The following is a 22,747-nucleotide window of genomic DNA, read 5'->3' on the forward strand; positions in this document are numbered from 1 at the left end:
TTTGTTTCATGGGGTTACGGCGGTTATGGCGGGAAGGAAACACCCGGTTACATTCCGAACCCGGAAGTTAAGCTTCCCTGCGCCGATGGTACTGCACTCGGGAGGGTGTGGGAGAGTAGGTCACCGCCGGACAATTGTTTGAGGAGGGCTCCACCGTTTGGTGGGGCCCTTCTCGCGTTTCAGGGTGCTTGCAGAAGTGGTTCGATGCGATATGGGATCTGGGTGGACAGCGAGATCGTCGTGTCGGTGCGTTGTACGGCCGGCGAGGCCAGGATGTGGGCGATGATGTCCTGCAGGTGATCAGTGCTCCGGGCGACCACGCGGCAGAACAGGTCATGCTGACCGCTGGTCCCGTGCACCTCCAGGATCTGCGGCACGGCGTCCAGCGCCTGCACGGCCTCGACCAGCCGCCCTTGGGCGATCTGCAGCCAGACGAACGCCAGTATCGGATAGCCGGCGTGCGCGGGCGAGACCGTGGGGCCGAAGTCCTCGATCACTCCCCGGGCGGTCAGCTTCTCGACGCGAGCCTGTACGGTGCCCCGCGCGACGCCCAGCACCCGGGCGAGTTCGGTGAGACCGATCCGCGGATGCGCTCGCATGGTCACGAGCAACCGCGCGTCCAGCTCGTCCACCACTCCTCCTCGACTATGCGATGTGACCAGAAAAAGCGATCATTTGCGTACCGAATCCAGCGTATCGCGCAGTAGAACTGAGCGCTCTTGCCAGGAATCTCCGGAGTTGCTGTTATCTAGGACATGTTCGAGGAAGCACAGTATTTCGCCCCGATCGCGGCGCAGGATGACGGCTCGGTCGTGGTCGAGCTGGCGTCGTCGCATCCAGGTTTCGCCGACCCGGTCTACCGGGCGCGGCGCAACGCGATCGCCGGGCTGGCGGTGAACCATCGCAGGGGGACTCCGATTCCCGTCGCGGCGTACACCGAGCAGGAGCACGAGATCTGGGCGCTGGTCACCAAGGAGCTGGCGGCCAAGCACAGCCGGTATGCCACGGCCGAGTATCTCGCCGGCACCGCGAGGCTGGGGCTGCCAGAGGCACGGATCCCGCAGTTGGAGGAGGTCAGCCAGCTGCTGGAGCCGCTGACCGGGTTCCGCTATCTGCCGGCCGCCGGGCTGGTGCCGTTGCGGGACTTCTACGGCGTCCTGGCTGACGGATACTTTCACTCGACTCAGTACATCCGCCACCATTCCGTGCCCTTCTACACTCCGGAGCCGGACATCATCCACGAGGTCATCGGGCACGCCAACGCGCTGGCCAGTGACCGCTACGCGGCGCTCTACCGGCTGGCCGGGGCCGCCGCGCGCAGGGTGGAGAGTGTGGAGGCGCTGGAGTTCGTGTCCAAGGTGTTCTGGTTCACGCTGGAGTTCGGCGTGATGCGGGAAGGGGCGGAGCTCAAGGCGTACGGGGCGGGGATTCTGTCGTCGTACGGGGAGATCGAGGAGTTCAGAGGCATGGACATCCGGCCTTTGGATATCCAGGCGATGGGCACCACTCACTACGACATCACGAAATATCAGGATGTGCTGTTCCAGGCCGACTCGCTCCAGCACCTGGAGGACGTCGTGGGCGGCTTCTGGGACACCTGTGACGACGACTCGATCGCGAAACTGCTCGCCGTACGCGCCTAGCGGGCATTGGCGCTTTGTCGTGATAATTCATGAGTGATCGCGGGGAAGGCGACATGTTGGTTCCTGGCGCTCGCCCTCCTGTTGTCCATAGCGGCCTGGCCGCTGGCCGGGCGGGCGCCCGTGGCCCAGTCTCGGCCGCCCGCTCAGGCGAGAGCGCCGGTAAGGCTCCAGGAGCACGGCATGGAGATGGTCAAAGAGGCGCAGGCCGAGCCCAGCTCGCCCATCGCCGCCAAGGAGATCACCAAGCGCCTCGACGGCTTCCTGTCCGGCCGGTCGCTCCGAATCAGCGCCATGGTGAAGGATCTCGCCACCGGTCGGCTCTACCGCTACCACCGTGGTGAGCTTCTGATCACCGCCAGCTCCGCCAAGATCCTGATCCTGATGGCGCTCCTCCTCGAAACCCCGTGGCGCGAGCTCTCCCCCGCGATCCGGCGCGACGTCGAACTCATGATCCGCTACAGCGACAACCACGCCGCCGACCGCCTCTGGCTCCGCATCGGCGCCGCTCCCGGCTTCACCAAGGCAGGCAGAAAGTACGGCCTGCGCCACACGCGGGGGGTCGCCGGTAGCTGCGTCGACCTCTACTGCTGGGGCATCACCCCCACCTCCGCCGACGACCAGATCCGCCTGATGCGGGCGCTGGTGTCGGACGGCAGCCCGCTTCCGGCCAAGGAACGCGCGCGGGTTCTCCGGCTGATGGGCGGCGTCGTCGAGGGCCAGGACTGGGGAGTGAGCGCCGCCGCCTGCGAGGGTGACCGCGTCGCGCTGAAGAACGGCTGGCTGAAGCGCGTGTCGACCAAGCGCTGGGCCGTCGTCACCGTCGGGCTGATCCGGGGCCGGGGCCACGACTACGCCGTCGCCGTGCTCAGCGAGGGCAGCACCGACGTCGACCAGGGCATCGCGACCGTGGAGGGTGTCACCACGCGCATCATGAAGTCGTTCCGGCACTGCTCGGCGTGACCTTGGGGCCCGCCTTCGGCGTGCCGATAGATGAGCGGTGCGGGTGCGGGTGCCGACGGCGCCCGGGGGGCCCTCATGATGGAAGGTATGACCTATCGCGTATGCCTCGTGTGCATGGGGAACATCTGCCGCTCGCCGATGGCCGAGGTGGTGTTGCGCCACACGCTGACCGAGCACGGGCTGGCCAAGCGGGTGATGGTCGACAGCGCGGGCACCGGGGGGTGGCACGCGGGCGATTCGATGGATGAGCGGGCGCTGCGGACCCTGACCGACCACGGCTACGACGGCTCCGCTCACCGGGCGCGGCAGTTCACCGAGGACTGGTTCGACCGCTATGACCTGGTGCTGGCCATGGATCGGGACAATCTAGCGTTTCTGCGGAGGATGGCTCCGCTCGGCAGCGAAGTGCGGCTCTTCCGGTCGTTCGACCCCAACGCGTCGGAGGGCGCCGAGGTGCCCGATCCCTACTACGGCGGGACCGAGGGCTTTGAGGAGGTGCTTGAGCTGGTCCGGGCCGCCTCTGAGGGCATCGTCAAGCACATCGCCGATGAGATCGACTGAGGACCTCGGCTCGTCGCACGGCTGGCGGCTGAGCCGCGGCGTGACGGAGGACGGGCGTGCGGTGTTCGCCAAGACCGGGGCCGCGTCCGAGCTGTTCGCCTCCGAGGCCGCCGGGCTGCGCTGGCTGGGCGAGGCGATCGCCGTGCCGGAGGTGATCGACGTGGCCCGCGACCGGCTGGTGCTGTCGTGGGTGGAGGCCGAGCGCCCCACTCCCGAGGCCGCCGAACGGTTCGGCCGCGACCTCGCCCGGCTGCACCGTGCGGGGGCGCCCGCCTTCGGCGCGCCCTGGCCCGGCTTCATCGCCGAGCTGCCGATGGACAACACGCCCGCGGACGACTGGCCGGAGTTCTACGCGGCCCAGCGAGTTCTCCCCTTCGTACGGCAGGCGCGACTGCCCTCGGGTGATGTGCGGCTGATCGAGCAGGCGGTGAACCGGTTCGGCGAGGTCGCCGGGCCGCCGGAGCCTCCCGCTCGCATCCACGGCGACCTGTGGAGCGGCAACGTGCTCTGGTCGGGCGGCTCGGGGGTGCTGATCGACCCCGCGGCGCACGGCGGTCATCGGGAGACGGATCTGGCCATGCTGGCGCTGTTCGGCGTGGCGTACCAGGATCGGATCTTCGGCGCCTACCAGGAGGAGAGTCCGCTCGCCGGGGGCTGGCGGGACCGGGTCCCGCTGCACCAGCTTCATCCGCTGGCCGTTCACGTGGTCCTGTACGGGGAGACGTACCGGAGTGGTCTGATGGCGGCGGTCGAGCGGGTGCTGGCGCTGTAGCCGGGCGCGTTCTGAAGCCGGGTGTGAATGTTGTGGTCAGGCGGGGCCGCGTTGCCGGTAGGCGCGCTGGCGGCAGGCGTGTGAGCAGTATTTACGGGGACGTCCGGAGGCCGGGGTTTCCACCGGCTTGCCGCAGATCTGGCAGATTCCGTCACGCGTTTCGTCACGCTTCTGAATGAGCAGTTCGATGCCGTCGAGGATCCGTGCCAGGCCGAACTCGAAGGAGTCCTCGGGGTGGTCGTAGCCGCCGGCCTCCCAGAGATAGGTGAGCGTCGGGTAGCGGTCGAGGCGTTCGAAGAGGGAGTCGCGGGAGCCCCACCACTCCTCCTCGCTGACGCCGCTCTCGCGCTCCTGCCGGGCGGTCTCGACCAGCAGCAGGGCCTCGGCGTCGAGGAAGCGGCCGACCAGGCCCACGGCGGCGATCATCTCGGCGGGTGTCAGGCCGGTGTGCCGGACCGCGCTCAGCATGTGTTCATAGTGCGCGACGCCGTTCGGGCCGGGCAGGTGCCGGCTGCCACGCACCTCCGCCAGCCAGGGGTGCCGTCTGCGCAGTTCCCATGACGCCCGCGCGCAAACCTCCAGCGTCGCCCGCCAGGCACCCGGGACGGGTGCGGCCGCTGCCGGAGGCGTCAGGGGCTGTTCGGCCATGACGGCGTCCCGCATGAGGTCGACGAGCTGGTCGCGGCCGGGGACGTGGCGGTAGAGCGACATGGTGGTGAAGCCGAGCCGATCGGCGACCTTGCGCATCGACAACCCGGCCAGGCCCTCGGCGTCGGCCACCTCGACGGCGGCGCGCACGATCCGCGCCAGGCTCAGACCCGGCCGCGGCTCCGCGCCCGCGCCGCGCCACAGCAGCTCGACGCCGTGGTCGGGATCTTCGGCTCTGCCTCTCATGGACACTCCCTTCGTGTTTATGCTGTAGTACTACGTGTACGTCGTAAACAGCAAAGGCAGGGGCTTTCGTGTTCCATTTTCATGTTTCGCCTTCAGGTGACGACGCGTGGCCGGGCACGCCGGAGCGCCCGTTCGCGAGTCTCGGCCGGGCCTGGTCGGCGGCGCGCGAGGTGGCCGGCGATGTCGTCGTGCACCTGGGCGGCGGCACGTACCCGCTGACGGCCCCGCTGGAGTTCGCCGAGGCCGACTCTGGCCGGACCAGCTTCCAGGCACGCGGGTACGGCACTCCCGAGCAGGAGGAGGTCGTGCTCAGCGGCGGCCGCGAGATCACCGGTTGGCGGGAGGACGGCGGCGTCTGGGTGGCCGACGTCGGCCCGCTGGACACGCGCCAGCTCTACGTCGACGGGCGCCGGGCCGAGCGGGCCGCCATCGACGGCCTGCCCGGCACGGCCACCATGACCGAGACCGGTTACGTCACCGACAGCACCGCCCCAAGAGACTGGCACAGCCCCGGCGACGTCGAGTTCGTCCACCGCGGCGTCTACCCGTGGACCGAGGCCCGCTGCGGGGTGGCCGCCGTGTCCGGCGACGACCGGGAGACCGTGATCACCATGGCCCAGCCCGCCTTCCGCTGGGCCGCCGACCTCTACAACTCCACCTGGGAGGGGCAGACGTCGCGTGGCCCCGGCCTGCCCACCCGCGTGGAGAACGACGCGAGCTTCCTCACCGAGCTCGGTACGTTCGTCCTGGACCGTTCGCGTCCCGGCCGTCACGTCCTGCGCTACCTGCCCCTGCCCGGACAGCGTCCGGAGCGGACGCGGGTGGTCGCCCCGGTGCTGGAGACGCTGGTGCGCGCCACCGGCACGCGCGGCATCTCCTTCAGAGGGCTGGTCTTCGCCGACGCCACCTGGCTGCGGCCGAGCCGTCCGGAAGGGTTCCTGCACTATCACGGGAGTGGCTACCACGACGGCGGTGCGATCGACGTGGTGACGTTCGGGGAGGGTGCCTCGGTGACGATTCCCCTCGAATCAGTCACGATCCCTGCCTGCGTCGTCTTCGACGGCACGTCCGGCGTGGCGATCGAGGGGTGCCGGTTCGTCCGGCTGGGCGCGACGGCACTCGGTCTGTCGGGCGGCGGCGACGCCGTCGTGCGCGGGTGCGATTTCGAGACCCTGTCCGCCTCCGCCATCGCGGTCACCGGTAGCCACGGCGTGCTCGTCGAGGACAACCGGATCCACCGGGCCGGGCTCGACTACTCCGGTTCGCCCGGCATCGCCCTGCTGAGCACTCGCGACGTGACGGTCGCGCACAACCAGATCACCGACGTGCCGCACTGCGGGATCACGGCCGGGCCGGGCGCGGGCACCCGCGTGCTGCGCAACGTCGTCTCGGGCAGCATGAGCGTGCTGGCCGACGGGGGAGGCGTCTACCTGTCGGGAGTCCAGGGCGACACGTACGAGAACGGCGCCGTCGTCGAGGGCAACGTGATCAAGGACACGCGTACGCCCTACAACTTCGCCCTCTACACCGACTACGGCGCCGCCTGGGTCACGGTCGAGTCGAACGTCGTCGCAGGCGCCGACAACACGGCCGTCCTGCAGGTCAGCCCGCCGCTGGAGAACGTCGTCTACCGGGGCAACTTCTGGGACGCCGATGCGTTGGGCCACGACGCCCCGCCGCCCGGCGTCACCTACGAGGACAACACGACGATCGCCGACGAGCGCGAACTGGACGCCGCCACGGCCGCCATCCAGGCGCGGGCCGGGCTGCTGACCAGGCGGGGCGGGGCCGTCGCTAGCGAGCGGTGCCGTTCAGGCGGCTGAGCACCTCGTCGTGCAGGAGGCCGTTGGTGCAGACCAGGCTGCCGCCTTCGAGGCTCGCCACCCCGGCGACGTCGGTCCAGACGCCGCCGGCCTCCTCCACGATCACCGTGAGCGCCGCCATGTCCCACGGCGACAGCTCCGGCTCGGCCGACACGTCCACCGAGCCCTCGGCGACCATCATGTGCGACCAGAAGTCGCCATAGGCCCTGGTGCGCCAGCAGGCACGGCCCAGGTCGAGGAAGTGGTCGAGCCTGCCGGTCTTCTCCCAGCCGCCGAAGCTGGAGTAGGAGAACGACGCGTCGCCCAGGGTGCCGATCGATGACACGCGCATCCGGCTCGCCTTGGTCAGGCTCTTGCCGGTCCACGCCCCGCCGCCGGTGGCCGCCCACCAGCGTCGCCCGAGAGCGGGGGCCGACACCAGGCCGACGACGACCTTGCCGTGCTCCATCAGCGCGATCAGCGTCGCCCACACGGGCACGCCACGCACGTAGTTCTTGGTGCCGTCGATCGGGTCGATGATCCATGACCTGGCACCCCAGCCGGTGCGGCCGAACTCCTCGCCGACGACCGCGTCACGCGGCCGGGCCCGCCGGAGGGTCCCGCGGATCGCCTCCTCGGCCGCGCGGTCGGCGTCGCTGACCGGGGTCAGGTCGGGCTTGGTCTCGACCTTGAGGTCGACCGCCTTGAACCGTCGCAAGGTCAGGTCATCGGCGGCGTCCGCCATGACATGCGCGAGGCGTAGATCATCGGTGTAACCCTGCACGGTCAGCCACGCTATCGTGCCGGGGATGCCGAGCATCAGTGCGGCATCACCCCATTTCTGGTGAGCCGCTGCCAGTTCCCCGTCTGTAGCGGGTCTGGACGGGCCCTGGGATGATTTTCCGCAGGGCCGGAATGTCCAGAACGTGGATCAGGAGTCGTCGGGGGTGCCGTCGCGACTGGACAGCAGGCGGCGCAGCGACTCGAGGCGGACCCGGTCGGCGTGACCGGCCGCCACCCAGGCGTCGAGAGCGCAGCCGTCGCCCAGGTGGGTGCAGCCCTTCGGGCAGTCGACCGTGCCTTCGACCAGGTCGGGGAAGCCGGCCAGGACGGTTTCGACCGAGACGTGGGCCAGGCCGAAGCTGCGCACGCCGGGTGTGTCGATGATCCAGCCGCCCCCCGGCAGCTCCAGCGCCACCGCCGAGGTGGAGGTGTGCCGGCCGCGGCCCGTCACCGCGTTGACCTGAGACACGGCCCGGTTGGCGTCGGGGACGAGGGCGTTGACCAGAGTGGACTTGCCCACGCCCGAGTGGCCGACCAGCACGCTGATGCGCCCCTGAAGGAGCTCCCGGAGCTCGTCGAGCGAGCCGCCCTTCTGCACGGTCACGTGGGAGACCCCGAGCGGTTCGTACAGGGCCACCAGGTCGTCGGGCCGGGCCAGGTCGGGCTTCGTGAGGCAGAGCAGCGCGTCGATCTCGGCGTCGAACGCGGCCACCAGGATGCGGTCGATCATGCGCGGCCGGGGTGGCGGGTCGGCCAGCGCGGTGACGATGACGAGCTGGTCGGCGTTGGCCACGACCGGGCGCTCGATGCCGTCGGTGTCGTCGGTGTCGTCGGCCGAACGGCGCAGCATGGAGGTGCGCGGCTCCACTCGCACGACCCTGGCCAGCGTGTGCGGGTCGCCGGACACGTCGCCCACGAGGGCCACCCGGTCGCCCACCACGATGCCCTTGCGGCCCAGCTCGCGCGCCTTCATCGCGACGACCAGCCGCCGCTGCGGCTGCCTGCGTTTCTGCGCCGACCCCTTGGGCCGCTCCGGCTCGACCAGCGTGGTGTAGCGGCCGCGGTCGACGGCCACCACGAACCCCTGGACGGCGTCCTCGTGCGCAGGACGGATGCGGGTCCGGGGCCGTGATCCCTTGCCCGGCCTGACCCTTACATCGTCCTCGTCATACTCCCGCTTTCTCAGCGGCCTACTCCCATGCGATCGCTTGCCTGCCTCGCGGGCCGGACATGCCCGTGGCTCCCGCCCCCACACGTACCCGTCTCACCGGCCCCCGCACCGCCGGCCGTCTCATCGGGCTTCCAGCATGGCCGTCCACATCTGGACGAACTCCGGCAGCGTCTTGGCCGTGGTCGCGATGTCGGGCACCTTGATGCCGGGGACCCTCAGGCCGATGACCGCGCCGGCCGTGGCCATGCGGTGGTCGTCGTAGCTGTGGAAGACGCCGCTGTGCAGGGGACGCGGGCGGATGATCAGCCCGTCGCCGGTCTCCTCGGCGTCGCCGCCCAGCCGGTTGATCTCGGTGACCAGCGCGGCGAGGCGGTCGGTCTCGTGGCCGCGCAGGTGGCCCACGCCGCGGATGCGGCTCGGCGAATCGGCGAGGGCGGCCAGCGCGGCGATGGTCGGAGTCAGCTCACCCACCTCGCGCAGGTCGGCGTCGATCCCGTGGATCGGGCCCGTGCCGGTGACCGTGAGCGGGCCGGAACCCGTGGACCGGCCGGCGTCCGGCTCGGAGCCGCCGGACAGGTGGACCGTGGCGCCCATGCGGGCCAGCAGGTCGCGCAGGGTGTCGCCGGGCTGGGTGGTCTGGTGCGGCCAGCCGGGGATCGTGACGGTGCCGCCGGTGACCATGGCCGCGGCGAGGAACGGCGCGGCGTTGGACAGGTCGGGCTCGACGGTCAGGTCCATGGCCGCGATGGGGCCGGGCTCGACGCGCCACACGTCGCGGTCGCCGTCGTCGACGGTCACGCCGGCCGCCCTGAGCATCTGGACGGTCATCTCGATGTGCGGCTGGGACGGCACCGGCGGCCCCACGTGGCGGATCGTGACGCCCTTGGCGAAGCGCGGAGCGGTCAGCAGCAGGCCGGAGACGAACTGGGACGAGCCCGAGGCGTCGATCGTGACCTCGCCCCCCGTGAGCGGGCCGCGGATGGTGAAAGGCAGGGCGTCGTTGTCGACGTGGGCGCCCAGGGCGCGCAGCGCGTCGAGGATGGGGCCCATCGGGCGCTTGCGGGCGTGGGGGTCGCCGTCGAACGACACCGGCCCGTCGGCCAGCGCGGCCACCGGAGGGACGAACCGCATGACCGTGCCCGCCAGGCCCGCGTCGATGCTCGCGCCGCTCCGCACGGGGCCGGGGGTCACCCGCCAGTCGACGGCCGCGGCCGTCTCGGCCGTGGCCTCCAGGGTCGCGCCCAGGGCACGCAGGGCCGCCACCATCAGGTCGGCGTCGCGGCTGCGCAGCGCCTGACGCACGGTGCCGGGACCGTCGGCCAGCGCCGCGAGCACCAGGGCGCGGTTGGTCACCGACTTGGAGCCGGGCAGGCGGACGGACGCGACGACGGGAGCGCTCGCGGTCGGCGCGGGCCAGTGCGGTGCTGAAGCCATGGTCAAAGCCTACTGGCAGCCGGTACGCCCAGCCCCGGCCTGTGGACGACCACCCCGTCCCCCCTCGCGACCTGTGGAAAACGGCATCGGCCCGTTGTGGCGGACACGCGGGCGAAAGCCGTACGTGGCAGTGTGGGGTCATGTGCGGTAGATACGCCTCGGCGCGCAAGAAGCACGAGCTGCTGGAGGAGTTCCAGGTCGAGCTTGACGGCGACCCCGACCAGGAGCTGGGTCCCGACTACAACGTCGCGCCGACCAAGAACGTCTACGCCGTCCTCAGCCGCGTGCCCAAGGAGGCCGACCGGGCGGTGCGGCAGCTGCGGATCGTGAAGTGGGGCCTGGTCCCGGCCTGGGCGAAAGACCCGTCGATCGGGTCACGCATGATCAACGCCAGGATCGAGACGGTGGCCGAGAAGCCGGCGTACCGGCAGGCGTTCGCCAAGCGCAGGTGCCTCCTGCCCGCCGACGGATACTTCGAGTGGATGCCGATGGCCGCGGAGGGCTCGGGCAAGCAGGGGAACTCGGGCAAGCAGGGGAAGAAGAAGCAGCCGTACTTCATCCATCCCGCCGACGGCGGCGTGCTGGCGATGGCGGGCCTGTACGAGTTCTGGAAGGACCCCTCGCGCGCCGACGACGATCCGCTGAAGTGGCTGGTGACCTGCACCGTCATCACCACCGACGCCGAGGACGACCTGGGGCGCATCCACGACCGGATGCCGATGATGATCGAGCGCGAGCGCTGGGCCGAGTGGCTCGACCCCAAGCTGACCGACACCGAGGAGGCTTCGGAGCTGCTGGTGCCGGCCGACCCCGGGCGGCTGACCGCCGTTGCGGTCTCCACGGACGTCAACAACGTCCGCAACAACGGGCCGGACCTCATCAAACCCATCGCTTCCGAGCAGGAAAGCGGTCTTTTCTGAAGGTTAAAAACTGTGCCAAGTGGGCATCCGGTGAGGAAAGCGGTGCATCCGTGCACTCGGAGTCACCGCTATACACATTGCCCTCTCTCGCGCCGGGCGGGACCACCGGGGAGTTCCGTCGCGGTTCGCATTCCTTTACCCGGAGGTGCGGAGTCGTGGATGACACGTCCGCTCGTGAACGGCTGGAGACGATGCTCGCCGACCTGGACCGGTCGATCGGGGTGCTGCAGGGCGACCCCGCCGCGGTCCGCGAGTATTCCGCGGCCGACGCGGGTTCAGACCTGACCGACGCCGACCGCGCGCAGGCCATGCTGACCGTCGCGACCGCCCAGCGGCACGCGGTGGTCGCCGCCCTCAAACGGCTCGACGAGGGGTCCTACGGCAGCTGTGTCGACTGCGGCAAGCCGGTGCCGGAAGGCAGGCTCGAAGCACGTCCCGAGGCCGCCCGGTGTGTGCAGTGCCAGGGCAAGCGCGAACGCCGGCGTTAGGACTTGCGAGCGCTCGCGACGAGATGGATGCCGACCGTGTCGTCGTCGTCGGGGTGCGCCTCGAGCTCGGTGCGCACCAGCCAGGTGAGCGCTCTGCTGTCGGAGCTGAGCACGTGATCGACCGTCGACGGTGACAGCACCGTGCGCGGGCGCATCCACTCGACCTCGAGCCCCGCGCCCACCAGCAGCTCGCGCAGCTGGCCGCTGCTGAAGCACCGCGTGATGCCGCCGTCGGGCCAGGGCACCAGCATGACCTCGCCCGTCTGCCGCAGGTGCTGCCACTGACCCTGCTCGGCCAGGATCGCCATGCCCAGCACCAGCGAGTCGACGCAGACGAGGGCCCGGCCGCCCGGCCGCAGTACGCGCGCCACGTCGCTCATCACCGACTCGGACATGAGCTCGATCGACATCGCGCGTTCCTCGGCGACCACCGCGTCGACGCTCTCGTCGGGCAGGAACGACAGGTCGTCGGCGCGTACGTGGTGCACCCGGCCGGCCTCGCGCAACCGCGCCTGGGCGTCGACCGTGCGCCGGAAGTCGAGCAACTCGATCACCCGGTGGCCGGCCCGGGCGGCCTGGCCGGCCCAGCGCCCGCGTCCACCGGACAGATCGAGCACCACGGAGGGCTCGCCGGGTAGCCAGCGGCTCAACTGCTCGGCGGCGACCGCGCGGTAGAAGTTCCAGTACGGTCCGAGCGTCCCTGAGCCGTTCAGTTCCTCGGCCGGAATGGGCAGCACACGCGACTCCTGGGTTCCGGGAAATGGCTACCAGCCGGTACGTATGGTTTTCCCCGCACCGGGTCGTTCGTCACCTTCTATCTTGCGGGAACAGACAATGGCGCGGGTGTGTTGCGACGAGCATGCTCACATTGCTCGACCCCCTCCCCCATGACCGGCCGGTCACCGACAAGCGGGTATTCTCCCCTGAATACGGTGTACCGCCACAGTCGGCCACCGGTGATCTTAGGGGGGTGGGCCCGGTGCCCGCGACAGGCGCGGAGACTCTGGAACAGCGGAGTGAGCGGTTCGAGCGCGAAGCCATGCCTTTCCTCGAGCAGCTCTACTCGGCCGCGCTCCGGATGACCCGGAATCCAGCGGACGCGGAGGACCTGCTACAGGAGACCTTCGCCAAGGCGTTCGCGTCGTTCCACCAGTTCCAGGAAGGCACCAACCTCAAGGCCTGGCTCTACCGGATCCTGACCAACACCTTCATCAACAGCTACCGCAAGAAGCAGCGCGAGCCCAAGCAGTCGGGCACCGAGGAGATCGAGGACTGGCAGCTGGCGCGGGCCGAGTCGCACACGTCGAGCGGACTGAAGTCGGCCGAGGTCGAGGCGCTGGAGCATCTCCCCGACGGCGACATCAAGGAGGCGCTCGCGGCGCTTCCCGAGGACTTCCGGATCGCGGTCTACCTGGCCGATGTCGAGGGGTTCCCGTACAAAGAGATCGCCGACATCATGGGCACCCCGATCGGCACCGTGATGTCGAGGCTGCACCGTGGACGAAGGCAGTTGCGGGCACACCTTGAGGACTATGCTCGCGAGCGTGGCCTGGTCCCGACGGAGGGATCCAAATGAGTTGTGGCAACCCGCACGACACCGACTGTCGCGAAGTGCTGGACAAGGTCTACGCCTACATCGACGGCGAGCTGGCCGAGGGCGTCGTGAGCGACATCCGCGTGCATCTCGACGAGTGCGACCCCTGCCTGAAGGAATACGACCTCGACAAAGTGGTCAAGCAGTTGGTGGCCAAGCACTGTGGGTGCGACCCGGTGCCGGACGACCTGCGTTCCAAGGTTCTGGCGCGCATCGCGCAGGTAAGGGCCGAGCTCTCCGACTAGGATCTCCCCCATGCGCGTCCTTGTCACCGGTGGTGCCGGGTTCATCGGGTCCAATCTCGTCGACCGCCTGCTGGCCGAAGGCCATGAAGTGGTGGTCGTCGACGACCTGTCGTCCGGCGACCGCGCCAACCTCGCCACCGCGTCGACCCATGACCGGTTCCGGCTCGAAGTGCTCGACGTGCTCGACCCGGCGGTGATCCGGCTCGCCGCGGAGGTGCGGCCCGAGGTCATCTGCCATCTCGCCGCGCAGATCAGCGTCCGCAGGAGCGTCGCCGACCCGGCGCACGACGCCCGCGTCAACGTCGAGGGCACCGCGTCCGTGCTCACCGCGGCCCATGAGGGCGGCACGCGCAAGGTGGTCTTCGCCTCGTCGGTCGCGGTCTACGGCCGGCCGGCCACGATCCCGGTGCCGGGCGACGCGCCCACCGATCCCCGCTCGCCCTACGCCGCCTCCAAGCTGAGCGGCGAGACCTACCTCGCGACGTTCCGCGCGCTGCACGGCATCGAATACACCACGCTCGTGCTCTCCAACGTGTACGGCCCGCGCCAGTCGCCCGAGGGCGAGGCCGGGGTCGTGGCCATCTTCACCGACGGCCTGCTCGGCGGCACCCCCACGGTCCTCTACGGCGACGGCACCCAGACGCGCGACTACGTCTACGTCGACGACGTGGTCGACGGCTTCGTCAAGGCGTGCGGCGCGGGGGGCGACGGCCGTAGGTTCAACCTCGGCACCGGCATCCAGACGCCCGACCGCAGGCTCCACTCGCTGATCGCCGACGCGGCCGGCGCCCCTGACAAGCCGGGATTCGCCCAGCCCCGGCCGGGTGACCTGCCCGCCATGGCCGTCGATCCGGTGCCCGCCTACGAGGGGCTCGGCTGGGAGCCGCGCACCGACCTGTCCACCGGGCTGAAGAACACCGTCGAGTGGGCCAGGAGTCGCCGCAGGTAGTGGGTTGATTACGCTTTGCTTGCGATTCGTGACTCCGCCGGTGTGACAAGGCCGTCTTCTGTAGCGTGACCTCCAGGACTCGACCAGGAGGCAAGCGGATGTCAAAGATCATGATCGCGCGGCTGTTCACGTTCATGGTGCTGGTCGTCCCCGTCGTGATGGTGCTGGCCGGGGGTGGCACGACGGTCTTCCCTCCAGGGGTCTCGTGGACCTGAGCTACCCGTAGGGGGCCGCAATGCGTGATCTGCCGTGGCCTGCGAGGGGCTACCTGGTCGTCGTCATCGGCACGGCGACGGTGCTCCTCTGGCACAGTCTGTTCGGCTCGGCACGTCCGGTGACCACGGCGGAGCTGGGCACCCTGCTGGTGCTCGCTCTGCTGTTCCTGGTCTGCGAGTCGATGCCGACGCTGCTCAACGTGGAGCAGTTCGCGGTGTCGGTCAGCTTCTCGGCCGCGCTGGCCGCGATCGTGCTGATCGGTCCCGAGGGCGCGGCGGTGGTGGGGTTCACGGCGACGCTGAGCGTGCGGCCGGGCCTGCCACTGATCAAGCGGCTCTTCAACGGGGCGCAGTTCGCGATCTGCGGTTACGCGGCCGGGCTGGTCTACGCGTCGCTGGGCGGCGAGTCGGGGGTGCCCAAGGTCAACGCCTTCGAGGATCTGATCGGCCCCTACATCGCGGCGACCGCCGTGTTCGTGCCGCTCAACATCGTGCTCACGCTCACCATGATCCGCCTCGCGACCAGGGAGGGGGGCGTGGAGGTGCCGATGCGCGGCATGGTCCAGTTCCTGCTCTCCTACCTGGGCTACGGCACGTTCGGGCTGCTGGTGGCGGGGCTCTGGGCGACCGTCCAGTCGATCTCCGCCGTGCTGGTGCTGCTGCCGCTGTTCGTGGCGCGCTGGGCGTTCGGCCAATACCACGCCCAGCAGCGCTCGTACGACGCCACGATCGCCGCGCTGTGCCAGGCCGTGGAGACGAAGGACTACTACACCAGGGGCCACTGCACCCGGGTGTCGTCCGCCTCGACCATGATCGCTCAGGAGATCGGCATGGGCCTGGAGCGGCTGCGCGCCATCGGCTACGCGGGCATGCTGCACGACGTGGGCAAGCTCGGCGTGCCGACCAAGGTGCTGCAGAAGGACGGGCCGCTCACCGAGGAGGAGTTCGCCGCGATCCAGCTGCACCCGATGCGCGGCCTGGAGATCGTGCGCGGCATCGACTTCCTCGACGAGGCCTACGCCGGGATCATGCACCACCACGAGCGCCACGACGGCACGGGCTACCCGATGGGCCTGGCCGGTGACGAGATCCCGGAGTTCGCCCGGGTGATCGCGGTGGCCGACGCGTTCGACTCGATGACCTCCGACCGTTCCTACCGGGGCGCCCGGCCCGTCGAGGTGGCCGTCGAGGAGCTGCACAAGTGCGCGGGCACCCACTTCGACCCGGTCATGGTGACGGCCTTCGTCCGGGCGCTCGAACGCCGGCCGTGGCAGCCGCCCCGCCGGGTCGACCTGCCGCCTCCCGAGGCCGACGACAAGCCCACCAAGGACCACGACGACCCGACCATGCCGATCGAAGTGGTGAGCGGGCCGTGACCCGCGCCTTCCAGGGGCTCGACTCGGGGCAACTGCTGCTCATCTGCGCCGCCGGGCTGGTGGCCGTGGCGGGCGTAGCGCACACGGCCGCCGTCGGGCTGGACCGTCCCGAGATCGCGGTCGGGTTCGGCGCGCTGATCGCGGTCGGCGAGCTGGCCAGGCTGACCATGCCGGGCAACAGGGAGGTCGCGCCCATCGGCGCCGCCGCCGCCCTCGGCTACACGCTGCTGCTCGACCTCAGCCAGGAGCGGCTCCAGCACCCGGCGCTCCAGGTGGTGGCCGTGATCGCGGTCGGGATGATCGCGGGAGCGCTGCCGCATCTGGCCGTCGGCCGCCCGCCGCGGCTCGACGCGATGGCCCGCCGGCTGCTGACCGGGGCGCTGCTCGCGTTCGCCTTCCGGCCGCTGGTCGACCCGCTCTACCTCTACACCCAGCCGCCGGACGAGAACTGGTGGCCGGCGCTCGCCGTGATGATCGTCCTGATCGCGCTCTCGCTGCTCGTCGACGTGCTGATCGCGGCCATGCTGAGAGCCGAGCAGGTGCGCACCGCCTTCAGGGTGGCGGTCCGCGACGAGATCAACATGGCGTTCCCGCTCGGCGCCGCCGTGGGCGCGTCGGGCGTGCTGCTCGCGCTCGCCACGCACAGCATGGACCTGGTGGCGCTCCTGGTCTTCGCCGCGCCGCTGCTGGTCACGCAGGTGGCCTTCCGCAAGTACGCCGGCATCCGTGCGACCTACCTGCAGACCGTACGCGCGCTGTCGCGCGTCACCGAGGTCGGCGGCTACGTCGAGCCAGGCCACTCGCGCCGGGTGAGCCGCCTGGCGGTCGCGGTCGGCAGGGAGCTGGGCATGGCCGAGCCGGAGCTCCTGGAGCTCGAGTACGCGGCGCTGATGCACGACATCGGCCAGTTGTCGCTGCGCGACCCCATTCCCGGGGGAGCCACCGTGCTCACCGATCCGGACCAGGCCCGGCGCATCGCCGAGCTGGGCGCCGCGGTGATCAAGCAGACGGGGGTCCTCGACCGGGTGGCCGACCTGGTTCGGCGGCAGTGCGATCCGGTCGCCGCCGACCCGCCGCTGTCGAGCCGTATCATCAAGGTCGCCAACGCCTACGACGACCTCGTCGGCGGCTCGACCGACCGTGACCGGGCGGGCGCCGCGCTAGAGCGACTGCGGCTCGCGGCGGGCACGGCCTACGATCCCGCGGCGATCGAGGCGCTGGCCCGCGTGGCCGACCGCTACGCCGCCGCCCATCGCCCCTGACGTAGGGCGAATCCGCTAGAAGCAGAGGCCGTTACCGGGCTTCTCGCGGCTCACAATTGTGGGATTCCTACAGATCGCGCTCTCCGGATCGGTGGTTTAGGAGGAAAGGGGTGAGCCCCCTCGCGGCCTTAGTGTTGGCGGCGTGCCTATTGAGACGCTCGGACCCGTCCTGATCGCCAACCGAGGTGAGATCGCACGGCGGATCATCCGCACGGTCAAGCAGATGGGGCTGCGCGCCATCGCCGTTCATTCCGAGGCCGACGCCGGTCTGCCCTTCGTCCGCGAAGCCGACGAGGCGGTGCTCCTCGGCCCGGCCGACCCGGCGCAGAGCTATCTCGACGCCGGCAAGGTGCTCGAGGCCGCCCGCGCCACGGGGGCGAGGTCGATCCACCCGGGCTACGGGTTCCTCGCCGAGAACTCCGCGTTCGCCCAGGCGGTGGTCGACGCCGGGCTGGTGTGGATCGGCCCGGCGCCCGAGGCCATCGCCCGGATGGGCGACAAGATCAACGCCCGCAACCTGATGGAGGACGCGGGCGTGCCGGTGGCCGCCGGCACCCGCGAGCCCGTCACCGATCTCGAGCTGGCGGTCAAGGCGGCCTACGAGATCGGGTTCCCGGTCATGGTCAAGACCGCGGGGGGCGGTGGCGGCATCGGGATGAGCGTCGCCCATGACGAGACCGGCCTGGTCAAGGCGTACGAACAGGCGTCGAGGGCGGCGGCCAGGTTCGCGGGAGCGGCGACCGGCGAAGGGCCGGCCGGCCCGGCGATCCTGCTGGAGCGCTTCATCGAGCGGGCCCGCCACGTCGAGGTGCAGATCCTCGGCCTGCCGGACGGCCGGGTCGTGGCGCTCGGCGAGCGTGACTGCTCCGTGCAGCGCCGCCACCAGAAGGTGGTCGAGGAGTCGCCGTCACCTGGCATCACACCGGAGTTGCGCGAGAGCATGCTGGCCGCGGCGGTGCGGGCCGGTGAGACGGTCGGCTACCTGGGCGCGGGCACCGTGGAGTGCCTGGTCGACACGGACCGGCAGGACTTCGTGTTCCTTGAGATGAACACCAGGCTCCAGGTGGAGCACCCGGTCACCGAGCTCGTCACCGGGCTCGATCTGGTCGAGCTGCAGCTTCGGGTCGCGGCAGGGGAGAGCCCCGATGTGCGGCCCGTGACGGGCGGCCACGCCATCGAGTTCCGTGTCTACGCCGAGGATCCCAAGCGCTTCTTCCCCGGACCTGGCAAGATCACCGCATGGCGGGAGCCCATCGGCGAGGGGGTCCGCGTTGACTCCGGCTACGCCGAGGGCGATATGGTCACGCCGTTCTACGATCCGCTCATGGCCAAGCTCTGCGTCCATGCGGCCACCAGGGCCGAGGCGTTGGGCAGGGCGCGCAGGGCGGTCGCGGAGTTCGTCGTCGAGGGGCCGAAGAACAACCTGCCCTTCTGCGCCGAGCTGCTGGACCACCCGGAGTTCGGCTCAGGCGACTACGACACCGGCTTGGTCGGGCGGATGCGCTCGTAGCGACATGACATTCTTAATCACTGAACGTTAGTTCGCCGAACGTTAGTTCGCTGAAAGAGGGGAGTCGCGGTGGCTGAGGTGCGAGCCGAGATGGTGGCCAATGTCTGGAAGGTTGTCGTCCAGGAGGGGGACACGGTCTCCGATGGCGACACGCTGGTCATTCTCGAGTCGATGAAGATGGAGATCCCGGTCCTGACTGAGGACGACGGGGTGGTCACTCAGCTCAAGGTGAAAGAGGGCGACGTGATCCAGGAAGGCGATCTCATCGCCGTCATCGAGTAGCGCGTTCGATGAAGGCGGCCCGGTCGACGACCACGCGCTCGATCGTGCCGCGGCCGACGACCCGGTGCCGGTCGCGGGCTTCGAAGGTGAAGACCAGCCGCCTGCCGTCGGTCTCGGTGAGCTCGGTGGTGAACTCGACGTGCGTGCCGATGGGGCTCGGGGCCAGATGCTGGAGCTCGGCCCGGTTGCAGACCGAGGTCTCGCCGGGGGCCAGGTGCGGGCGCACGGCCTGGACGGTGGCCATCTCGGCGACCGCCAGCAGGCGCGGGGTGGCGAGCACCGGCACGTCGCCGCTGCCGACCTTGCGAGCCGTGTCCTCACTCTCGACCATGATGAGCAGTTGGGAGCGGAGACCCGGAGCGAGATTCATCTGGCCAGCCTACTGTGATCACTGTGAGCGCTGACGGGAGGCAGGGCCCGTGGGGTGGACGGTGTGACGTGGGAAGGATGAGCCCTGATCTTCCGGAAACGGGGGACAAGTGTCGGCAGAAGGCCGCAGGATAGAGTTTGTACGGCTTGCGGCATTTGAGTGGCATGTGGGACGGGTGGGGTCGTACACTCTCGGAGTTCCGTGACCTCTGCGTGACCTTGCCGCAACATAAGTCCGCTTTCTTGAGATCTCTGGGGTTGAAGAAGTCGGAAAGGTAGGGGGGTAACGGGGGAGTCATGGTGGCTCAAGGGACGACGCTGGCGGGACGGTATCGCCTGGATACCCGCATCGGCGCCGGTGGCATGGGCGAAGTGTGGAGAGGCGAGGACATCGTCCTGGCCCGCACCGTCGCCGTCAAAGTGTTGCTCCCGGGCCGCATGGATGATCCCGGTTTCGTCGCGCGCTTCCAGGCGGAGGCGCGGGCGATGGCGACGATCAATCATCCGGGTGTGGTCGACGTCTACGACTACGGGGTGAGTGGCGACACCGTCTACCTGGTGATGAAGTTCGTCGACGGTGAGCCGCTCGACAGGCTGCTCGCCCGGCTGGGCAGGGTCCCTCCGCAGCCCGCGATGGAGCTGATCGCGCAGGCGGCCTCGGCACTGCAGGCGGTCCACGATCGGGGGATCGTGCACCGCGACGTGAAGCCGGGCAACCTGTTAGTCCAGCGTGACGGCACGCTGGTGCTGACCGACTTCGGCATCGCCCGTTCCGACCTGGCCCACAAGCTCACCGACGCGGGCATGGTGCTCGGCACCGCCGCCTACTGCGCGCCGGAGCAGGCCGAGGGCGCGCCGGTGACACCCGCCGTCGACATCTACGCGCTCGGCGTGGTCGCGTACGAATGCCTCGTGGGCCAGCGGCCGTTCGACGGCGACAGCGCGGTCACGATCGCGCTCAAGCACATCCGCGAGGCGCCTCCGCCCCTGCCGGTGGAGATTCCGCCGCCGGTGCGCGCACTGGTCGAGTGCGCGCTGTCGAAGGACCCGGCACGGCGCTACCCGACGGCCAAGACGATGAGCGACGTGGCTCGCCAGATCGCCGCCGGCGAGGTGCCCGCCGCGTTGCCGCCGTCCACCGGAGCCACGATGGCGCCGCCGATGGCGGCCTACCAGACCGGTGCCCACCAGGCTCCCGCCGACCAGGCCACGGTGGCGGGGCCCAGGCAGGGCGGCAGGCGCGCGGCCAAGGGCTCCCGCCGGGGCGGCCTGGTCGCCGGGCTCGCCGCCGCGGTGGTGCTCGGAGTGGGAGCGGGCGCGGTGGCCCTGACGGGCATGCCCGCGGGTGAGGATCCGGCCCCCACGATGACCACGTCCGATGTCGGCGCGACCGGGAAGATCAAGACCCCCACTCCGCCACGGTCCAAGCACACCACCCCCGCCGCCAAGCCGTCCACGCGGGAGCCGATCGTCAGGCAGGAGCCCGAGCCCGAGCCTGAGGAGACCCGGGAGCCGTCCCGCACTCCAACGTCGCCGACCTCGCCGGCGCCGTCCACCGGCAAGTCGCCGTCCACGTCCCCGAGCCCTAAGCCGGTCGAGAAGAGGGAGGTGCCGCGCGTGGTCGAGCTGCCCTACCTTGAGGCGCAGAAGCTCATCAACGCCGCCGGCTTCAAGATCCTGACCGACGACCAGACGCAGGGCAAGGTGCCCCCCGAGTGCCTCAAGGTCGGCCAGTCCTTCCCCAACGGGGGCACGAAGCTGGACATCAAGCAGAAGGTCAAGCTGGTCCTCATCCCCGCCGGGGAATGCCCGTCGGTCACCCCCACCCCGACCGTCACCCAGACGGCCGGGAAGCAGTAGCCCTGTCAGACGCCCGTCGTGGTGCGGGGGTAGGCGATCTGCGGGTCGGTGGCGATGTTGACCATGTAGGGGATCCCGGAGTCGAACGCGCGGCGGAGCGCCGGCCCGATCTCCGACGGCTTGGTGACCAGCTCGCCGCCGCCGCCGAGCGCCGTCACCACCTGGTCGTAGCGGCACTGCGGCTGCAGCTCGGCGGCCACGTCGTAGCCGTACAGCATCTGCATCGGGTGCTTCTCCAGCCCCCAGATGCCGTTGTTGCCGCAGATCATGACGACCGGGAGGCGGTGGCGCACCAGCGTGTCGACGTCCATCAGCGAGAACCCCGCCGCGCCGTCGCCCAGGAGCAGCACCACCTGTGACGACGGTCTGGCCAGGCGGGCCGCGATCGAGTAGCCGAGGCCGGTGCCGAGGCAGCCGTAGGGGCCGGGGTCGAGCCAGTTGCCCGGCTGCCTGGGCTCGACGTACTTGCCCGCGTAGGAGACGAAGTCGCCGCCGTCGCCGATGACCACGGCGTCCTCGGCGAGAACCTTGCCCAGCTCGCCGTAGATGCGCATCGGGTGGATCGGGTCGCTGTCGGAGGTCAGCAGCTCGGCGTCGCCGGCGATGGCGGCAGTGGCCGTCTCGGCCAGTCTGGTCACCCAGTCGGCGTAACGCGCCGGCTTCACGCCGGCCTCGCCGCAGGCGGTGCCGAGGCCCCAGAGCACCACGGACAGGTCGCCGGCGGCGGAGGCGGCCGGCCGCATGTGCGTGGCCAGCTGCGACGGCGCGTCGGCCAGGTGCACCACCTTGGCCAGCGGGGCGCCATCCTTGCCGCCGAACCAGCCGTAGCCGAGGCGGAAGTCGAGCGGGGTGCCCACCACGATGACCAGGTCGGCCTGGGCGAAGGCGAGGCCGCGGGCGCGGGTGACGAGCAGTTCGTGGCCGGCGGGCAGAATGCCGCGGCCCTGGCCGTTGGGGATGACCGGCAGCCGAAGGCTCTCCGCGAAGTCGCGGGCGGCCTCCTCGGCACGGTCCATCCACACGTCGGAGCCGTAGACCAGCACCGGCCGCTCGGCCTCGGCGATCAGCCGGGCGATGTCGCGCAGCGCGTCGGGATCGGGCTCCAGCGGCGACGGCGACTGCGTCTGGACATCGTGTACGGCCGACGGGGCGAACAGGTGGTCCATGTAGAAGTCGAGGAAGACCGGACCCCGATGCGGCGCCACGGCCGTGCGGAAGGCCGACTCGACGTCCTGGCCGATCGACTCGGCGCCGCTGGAGGTGAACGCCAGCTTGGTGATCGGGGCGAGCAGCGGCGGGTGGTCCATCTCCTGCAGGGCGCCGCTGCCCCAGCGGGACTGCGGCGCGCGGCCGCCCATGACCACCACCGGAGAGCCGTTGAAGTGGGCCGTGGCGACGCCGCTGACCCCGTTGGTGATGCCGGGCCCGGCGGTCAGGACGGCCAGACCGGGTTTCCTGGTCAGCCGGGCGGTGGCCTCGGCGGCGAACACCGCGCTCTGCTCGTGGCGTACGTCGAGGATGCGCATCTCCTCGTGCACGGCCCCGTCGTAGAGCGGGAAGACGTGACCTCCGGAGAGGGTGAACATGGTTTCGACGCCATAGGCCTTGGACACGGCGACGGCGGCGTCACCGGCGTGCTTCGCAGACTCCATGCCGG

At 70.2% G+C, this 22,747-nt stretch carries 23 protein-coding genes and 1 rRNA gene; 16 read left to right on the forward strand and 8 right to left on the reverse strand.

Annotated elements, in window-relative coordinates:
* The first annotated feature begins 15 nt into the window (after positions 1 to 15).
* Positions 16 to 132, forward strand: a 5S ribosomal RNA gene (gene rrf, locus AB0I38_RS34375).
* Positions 133 to 179: 47 nt separating this feature from the next.
* Here the strand turns inward: rrf and AB0I38_RS34380 are convergent.
* Complete coding sequence (locus AB0I38_RS34380) at positions 180 to 632, reverse strand: Lrp/AsnC family transcriptional regulator (protein WP_358490448.1); 453 nt, start codon at positions 630 to 632, stop codon at positions 180 to 182.
* Between the two features lie 123 nt (positions 633 to 755).
* On the opposite strand from AB0I38_RS34380, the gene AB0I38_RS34385 reads away from it, so the two are divergent.
* From AB0I38_RS34385 to AB0I38_RS34400, 4 genes are all read left to right on the forward strand, one after another.
* Positions 756 to 1,643, forward strand: a complete 888-nt coding sequence (locus AB0I38_RS34385) for a phenylalanine 4-monooxygenase (RefSeq protein WP_358490450.1) — start codon at positions 756 to 758, stop codon at positions 1,641 to 1,643.
* A 180-nt stretch (positions 1,644 to 1,823) separates the two neighbouring features.
* Complete coding sequence (locus AB0I38_RS34390) at positions 1,824 to 2,603, forward strand: serine hydrolase (protein ID WP_358490454.1); 780 nt, start codon at positions 1,824 to 1,826, stop codon at positions 2,601 to 2,603.
* An 87-nt stretch (positions 2,604 to 2,690) separates the two neighbouring features.
* A complete protein-coding gene (locus AB0I38_RS34395; RefSeq protein ID WP_358490458.1) occupies positions 2,691 to 3,164 on the forward strand; it encodes a low molecular weight protein-tyrosine-phosphatase in 474 nt (157 codons plus the stop codon).
* Entirely contained in the window at positions 3,151 to 3,936 is a 786-nt protein-coding gene (locus AB0I38_RS34400; protein WP_358490462.1) for a fructosamine kinase family protein, read from the forward strand. Before AB0I38_RS34395 ends, AB0I38_RS34400 begins: the two co-directional genes overlap by 14 nt.
* Positions 3,937 to 3,972: 36 nt before the next feature.
* Here the strand turns inward: AB0I38_RS34400 and AB0I38_RS34405 are convergent, their stop codons facing one another.
* Positions 3,973 to 4,830 carry a TetR/AcrR family transcriptional regulator gene (locus tag AB0I38_RS34405; protein WP_358490467.1) on the reverse strand — a complete coding sequence of 286 codons (858 nt, stop codon included), beginning with the start codon at positions 4,828 to 4,830 and terminating at the stop codon, positions 3,973 to 3,975.
* Positions 4,831 to 4,898: 68 nt separating this feature from the next.
* On the opposite strand from AB0I38_RS34405, the gene AB0I38_RS34410 reads away from it, so the two are divergent.
* Positions 4,899 to 6,653 carry a right-handed parallel beta-helix repeat-containing protein gene (locus tag AB0I38_RS34410; protein ID WP_358490470.1) on the forward strand — a complete coding sequence of 585 codons (1,755 nt, stop codon included), beginning with the start codon at positions 4,899 to 4,901 and terminating at the stop codon, positions 6,651 to 6,653.
* Here AB0I38_RS34410 and hisN read toward each other — a convergent pair.
* The 3 genes from hisN to aroA form a co-directional block, all read right to left on the reverse strand.
* Complete coding sequence (gene hisN / locus AB0I38_RS34415; protein ID WP_436838804.1) at positions 6,625 to 7,452, reverse strand: histidinol-phosphatase; 828 nt, start codon at positions 7,450 to 7,452, stop codon at positions 6,625 to 6,627. The genes AB0I38_RS34410 and hisN overlap by 29 nt on opposite strands.
* Before the next feature lie 111 nt (positions 7,453 to 7,563).
* A complete protein-coding gene (gene rsgA / locus AB0I38_RS34420; protein ID WP_358490859.1) occupies positions 7,564 to 8,601 on the reverse strand; it encodes a ribosome small subunit-dependent GTPase A in 1,038 nt (345 codons plus the stop codon).
* A 105-nt stretch (positions 8,602 to 8,706) separates the two neighbouring features.
* Positions 8,707 to 10,020 carry a 3-phosphoshikimate 1-carboxyvinyltransferase gene (gene aroA, locus AB0I38_RS34425; protein ID WP_358490472.1) on the reverse strand — a complete coding sequence of 438 codons (1,314 nt, stop codon included), beginning with the start codon at positions 10,018 to 10,020 and terminating at the stop codon, positions 8,707 to 8,709.
* A gap of 140 nt (positions 10,021 to 10,160) precedes the next feature.
* Here aroA and AB0I38_RS34430 point away from each other — a divergent pair, with 140 nt between their 5' ends.
* Positions 10,161 to 10,940, forward strand: coding sequence for an SOS response-associated peptidase (locus AB0I38_RS34430; protein ID WP_358490476.1), 780 nt, complete (start codon positions 10,161 to 10,163; stop codon positions 10,938 to 10,940).
* A gap of 155 nt (positions 10,941 to 11,095) precedes the next feature.
* Positions 11,096 to 11,428, forward strand: coding sequence for a TraR/DksA family transcriptional regulator (locus AB0I38_RS34435; RefSeq protein WP_358490479.1), 333 nt, complete (start codon positions 11,096 to 11,098; stop codon positions 11,426 to 11,428).
* Here AB0I38_RS34435 and AB0I38_RS34440 read toward each other — a convergent pair.
* Entirely contained in the window at positions 11,425 to 12,165 is a 741-nt protein-coding gene (locus AB0I38_RS34440; protein WP_358490483.1) for a class I SAM-dependent methyltransferase, read from the reverse strand. The two genes, AB0I38_RS34435 and AB0I38_RS34440, sit on opposite strands and share 4 nt — an antisense overlap.
* A 233-nt stretch (positions 12,166 to 12,398) precedes the next feature.
* Between AB0I38_RS34440 and AB0I38_RS34445 the strand changes: the two genes are divergently transcribed.
* The 7 genes from AB0I38_RS34445 (at position 12,399) to AB0I38_RS34475 (ending at position 18,861) form a co-directional block, all read left to right on the forward strand.
* Positions 12,399 to 13,004, forward strand: coding sequence for a sigma-70 family RNA polymerase sigma factor (locus AB0I38_RS34445; RefSeq protein WP_189123164.1), 606 nt, complete (start codon positions 12,399 to 12,401; stop codon positions 13,002 to 13,004).
* Positions 13,005 to 13,039: 35 nt separating this feature from the next.
* The gene (gene rsrA / locus AB0I38_RS34450; RefSeq protein ID WP_436838805.1) at positions 13,040 to 13,267 is read left to right on the forward strand and encodes a mycothiol system anti-sigma-R factor; all 228 of its coding nucleotides are present in this window, start codon (positions 13,040 to 13,042) and stop codon (positions 13,265 to 13,267) included.
* A gap of 10 nt (positions 13,268 to 13,277) precedes the next feature.
* Entirely contained in the window at positions 13,278 to 14,216 is a 939-nt protein-coding gene (locus AB0I38_RS34455) for an NAD-dependent epimerase/dehydratase family protein (RefSeq protein WP_358490491.1), read from the forward strand.
* 235 nt (positions 14,217 to 14,451) lie between these two features.
* On the forward strand, positions 14,452 to 15,807 hold the full coding sequence (locus AB0I38_RS34460) for an HD-GYP domain-containing protein (protein WP_358490494.1): 1,356 nt from the start codon (positions 14,452 to 14,454) through the stop codon (positions 15,805 to 15,807).
* Positions 15,804 to 17,069 carry an HD domain-containing phosphohydrolase gene (locus AB0I38_RS34465; protein WP_358490499.1) on the forward strand — a complete coding sequence of 422 codons (1,266 nt, stop codon included), beginning with the start codon at positions 15,804 to 15,806 and terminating at the stop codon, positions 17,067 to 17,069. Before AB0I38_RS34460 ends, AB0I38_RS34465 begins: the two co-directional genes overlap by 4 nt.
* Before the next feature lie 142 nt (positions 17,070 to 17,211).
* Entirely contained in the window at positions 17,212 to 18,579 is a 1,368-nt protein-coding gene (locus AB0I38_RS34470) for an acetyl-CoA carboxylase biotin carboxylase subunit (RefSeq protein ID WP_358490504.1), read from the forward strand.
* 69 nt (positions 18,580 to 18,648) lie between these two features.
* The gene (locus tag AB0I38_RS34475; RefSeq protein ID WP_358490507.1) at positions 18,649 to 18,861 is read left to right on the forward strand and encodes a biotin/lipoyl-binding carrier protein; all 213 of its coding nucleotides are present in this window, start codon (positions 18,649 to 18,651) and stop codon (positions 18,859 to 18,861) included.
* Here the strand turns inward: AB0I38_RS34475 and AB0I38_RS34480 are convergent.
* The gene (locus tag AB0I38_RS34480; protein WP_358490510.1) at positions 18,851 to 19,231 is read right to left on the reverse strand and encodes a thioesterase family protein; all 381 of its coding nucleotides are present in this window, start codon (positions 19,229 to 19,231) and stop codon (positions 18,851 to 18,853) included. The genes AB0I38_RS34475 and AB0I38_RS34480 overlap by 11 nt on opposite strands.
* A gap of 296 nt (positions 19,232 to 19,527) precedes the next feature.
* Between AB0I38_RS34480 and AB0I38_RS34485 the strand changes: the two genes are divergently transcribed.
* On the forward strand, positions 19,528 to 21,090 hold the full coding sequence (locus AB0I38_RS34485) for a serine/threonine protein kinase (protein WP_358490512.1): 1,563 nt from the start codon (positions 19,528 to 19,530) through the stop codon (positions 21,088 to 21,090).
* A gap of 5 nt (positions 21,091 to 21,095) precedes the next feature.
* Here AB0I38_RS34485 and AB0I38_RS34490 read toward each other — a convergent pair whose 3' ends face one another.
* Positions 21,096 to 22,742: an acetolactate synthase gene (locus AB0I38_RS34490; RefSeq protein WP_358490516.1), complete on the reverse strand. Its 1,647-nt coding sequence runs from the start codon at positions 22,740 to 22,742 to the stop codon at positions 21,096 to 21,098.
* Between the last annotated feature and the right edge of the window lie 5 nt (positions 22,743 to 22,747).

This window comes from Nonomuraea cavernae (genome assembly GCF_040655715.1).
GTDB lineage: Bacteria > Actinomycetota > Actinomycetes > Streptosporangiales > Streptosporangiaceae > Nonomuraea > Nonomuraea cavernae_A.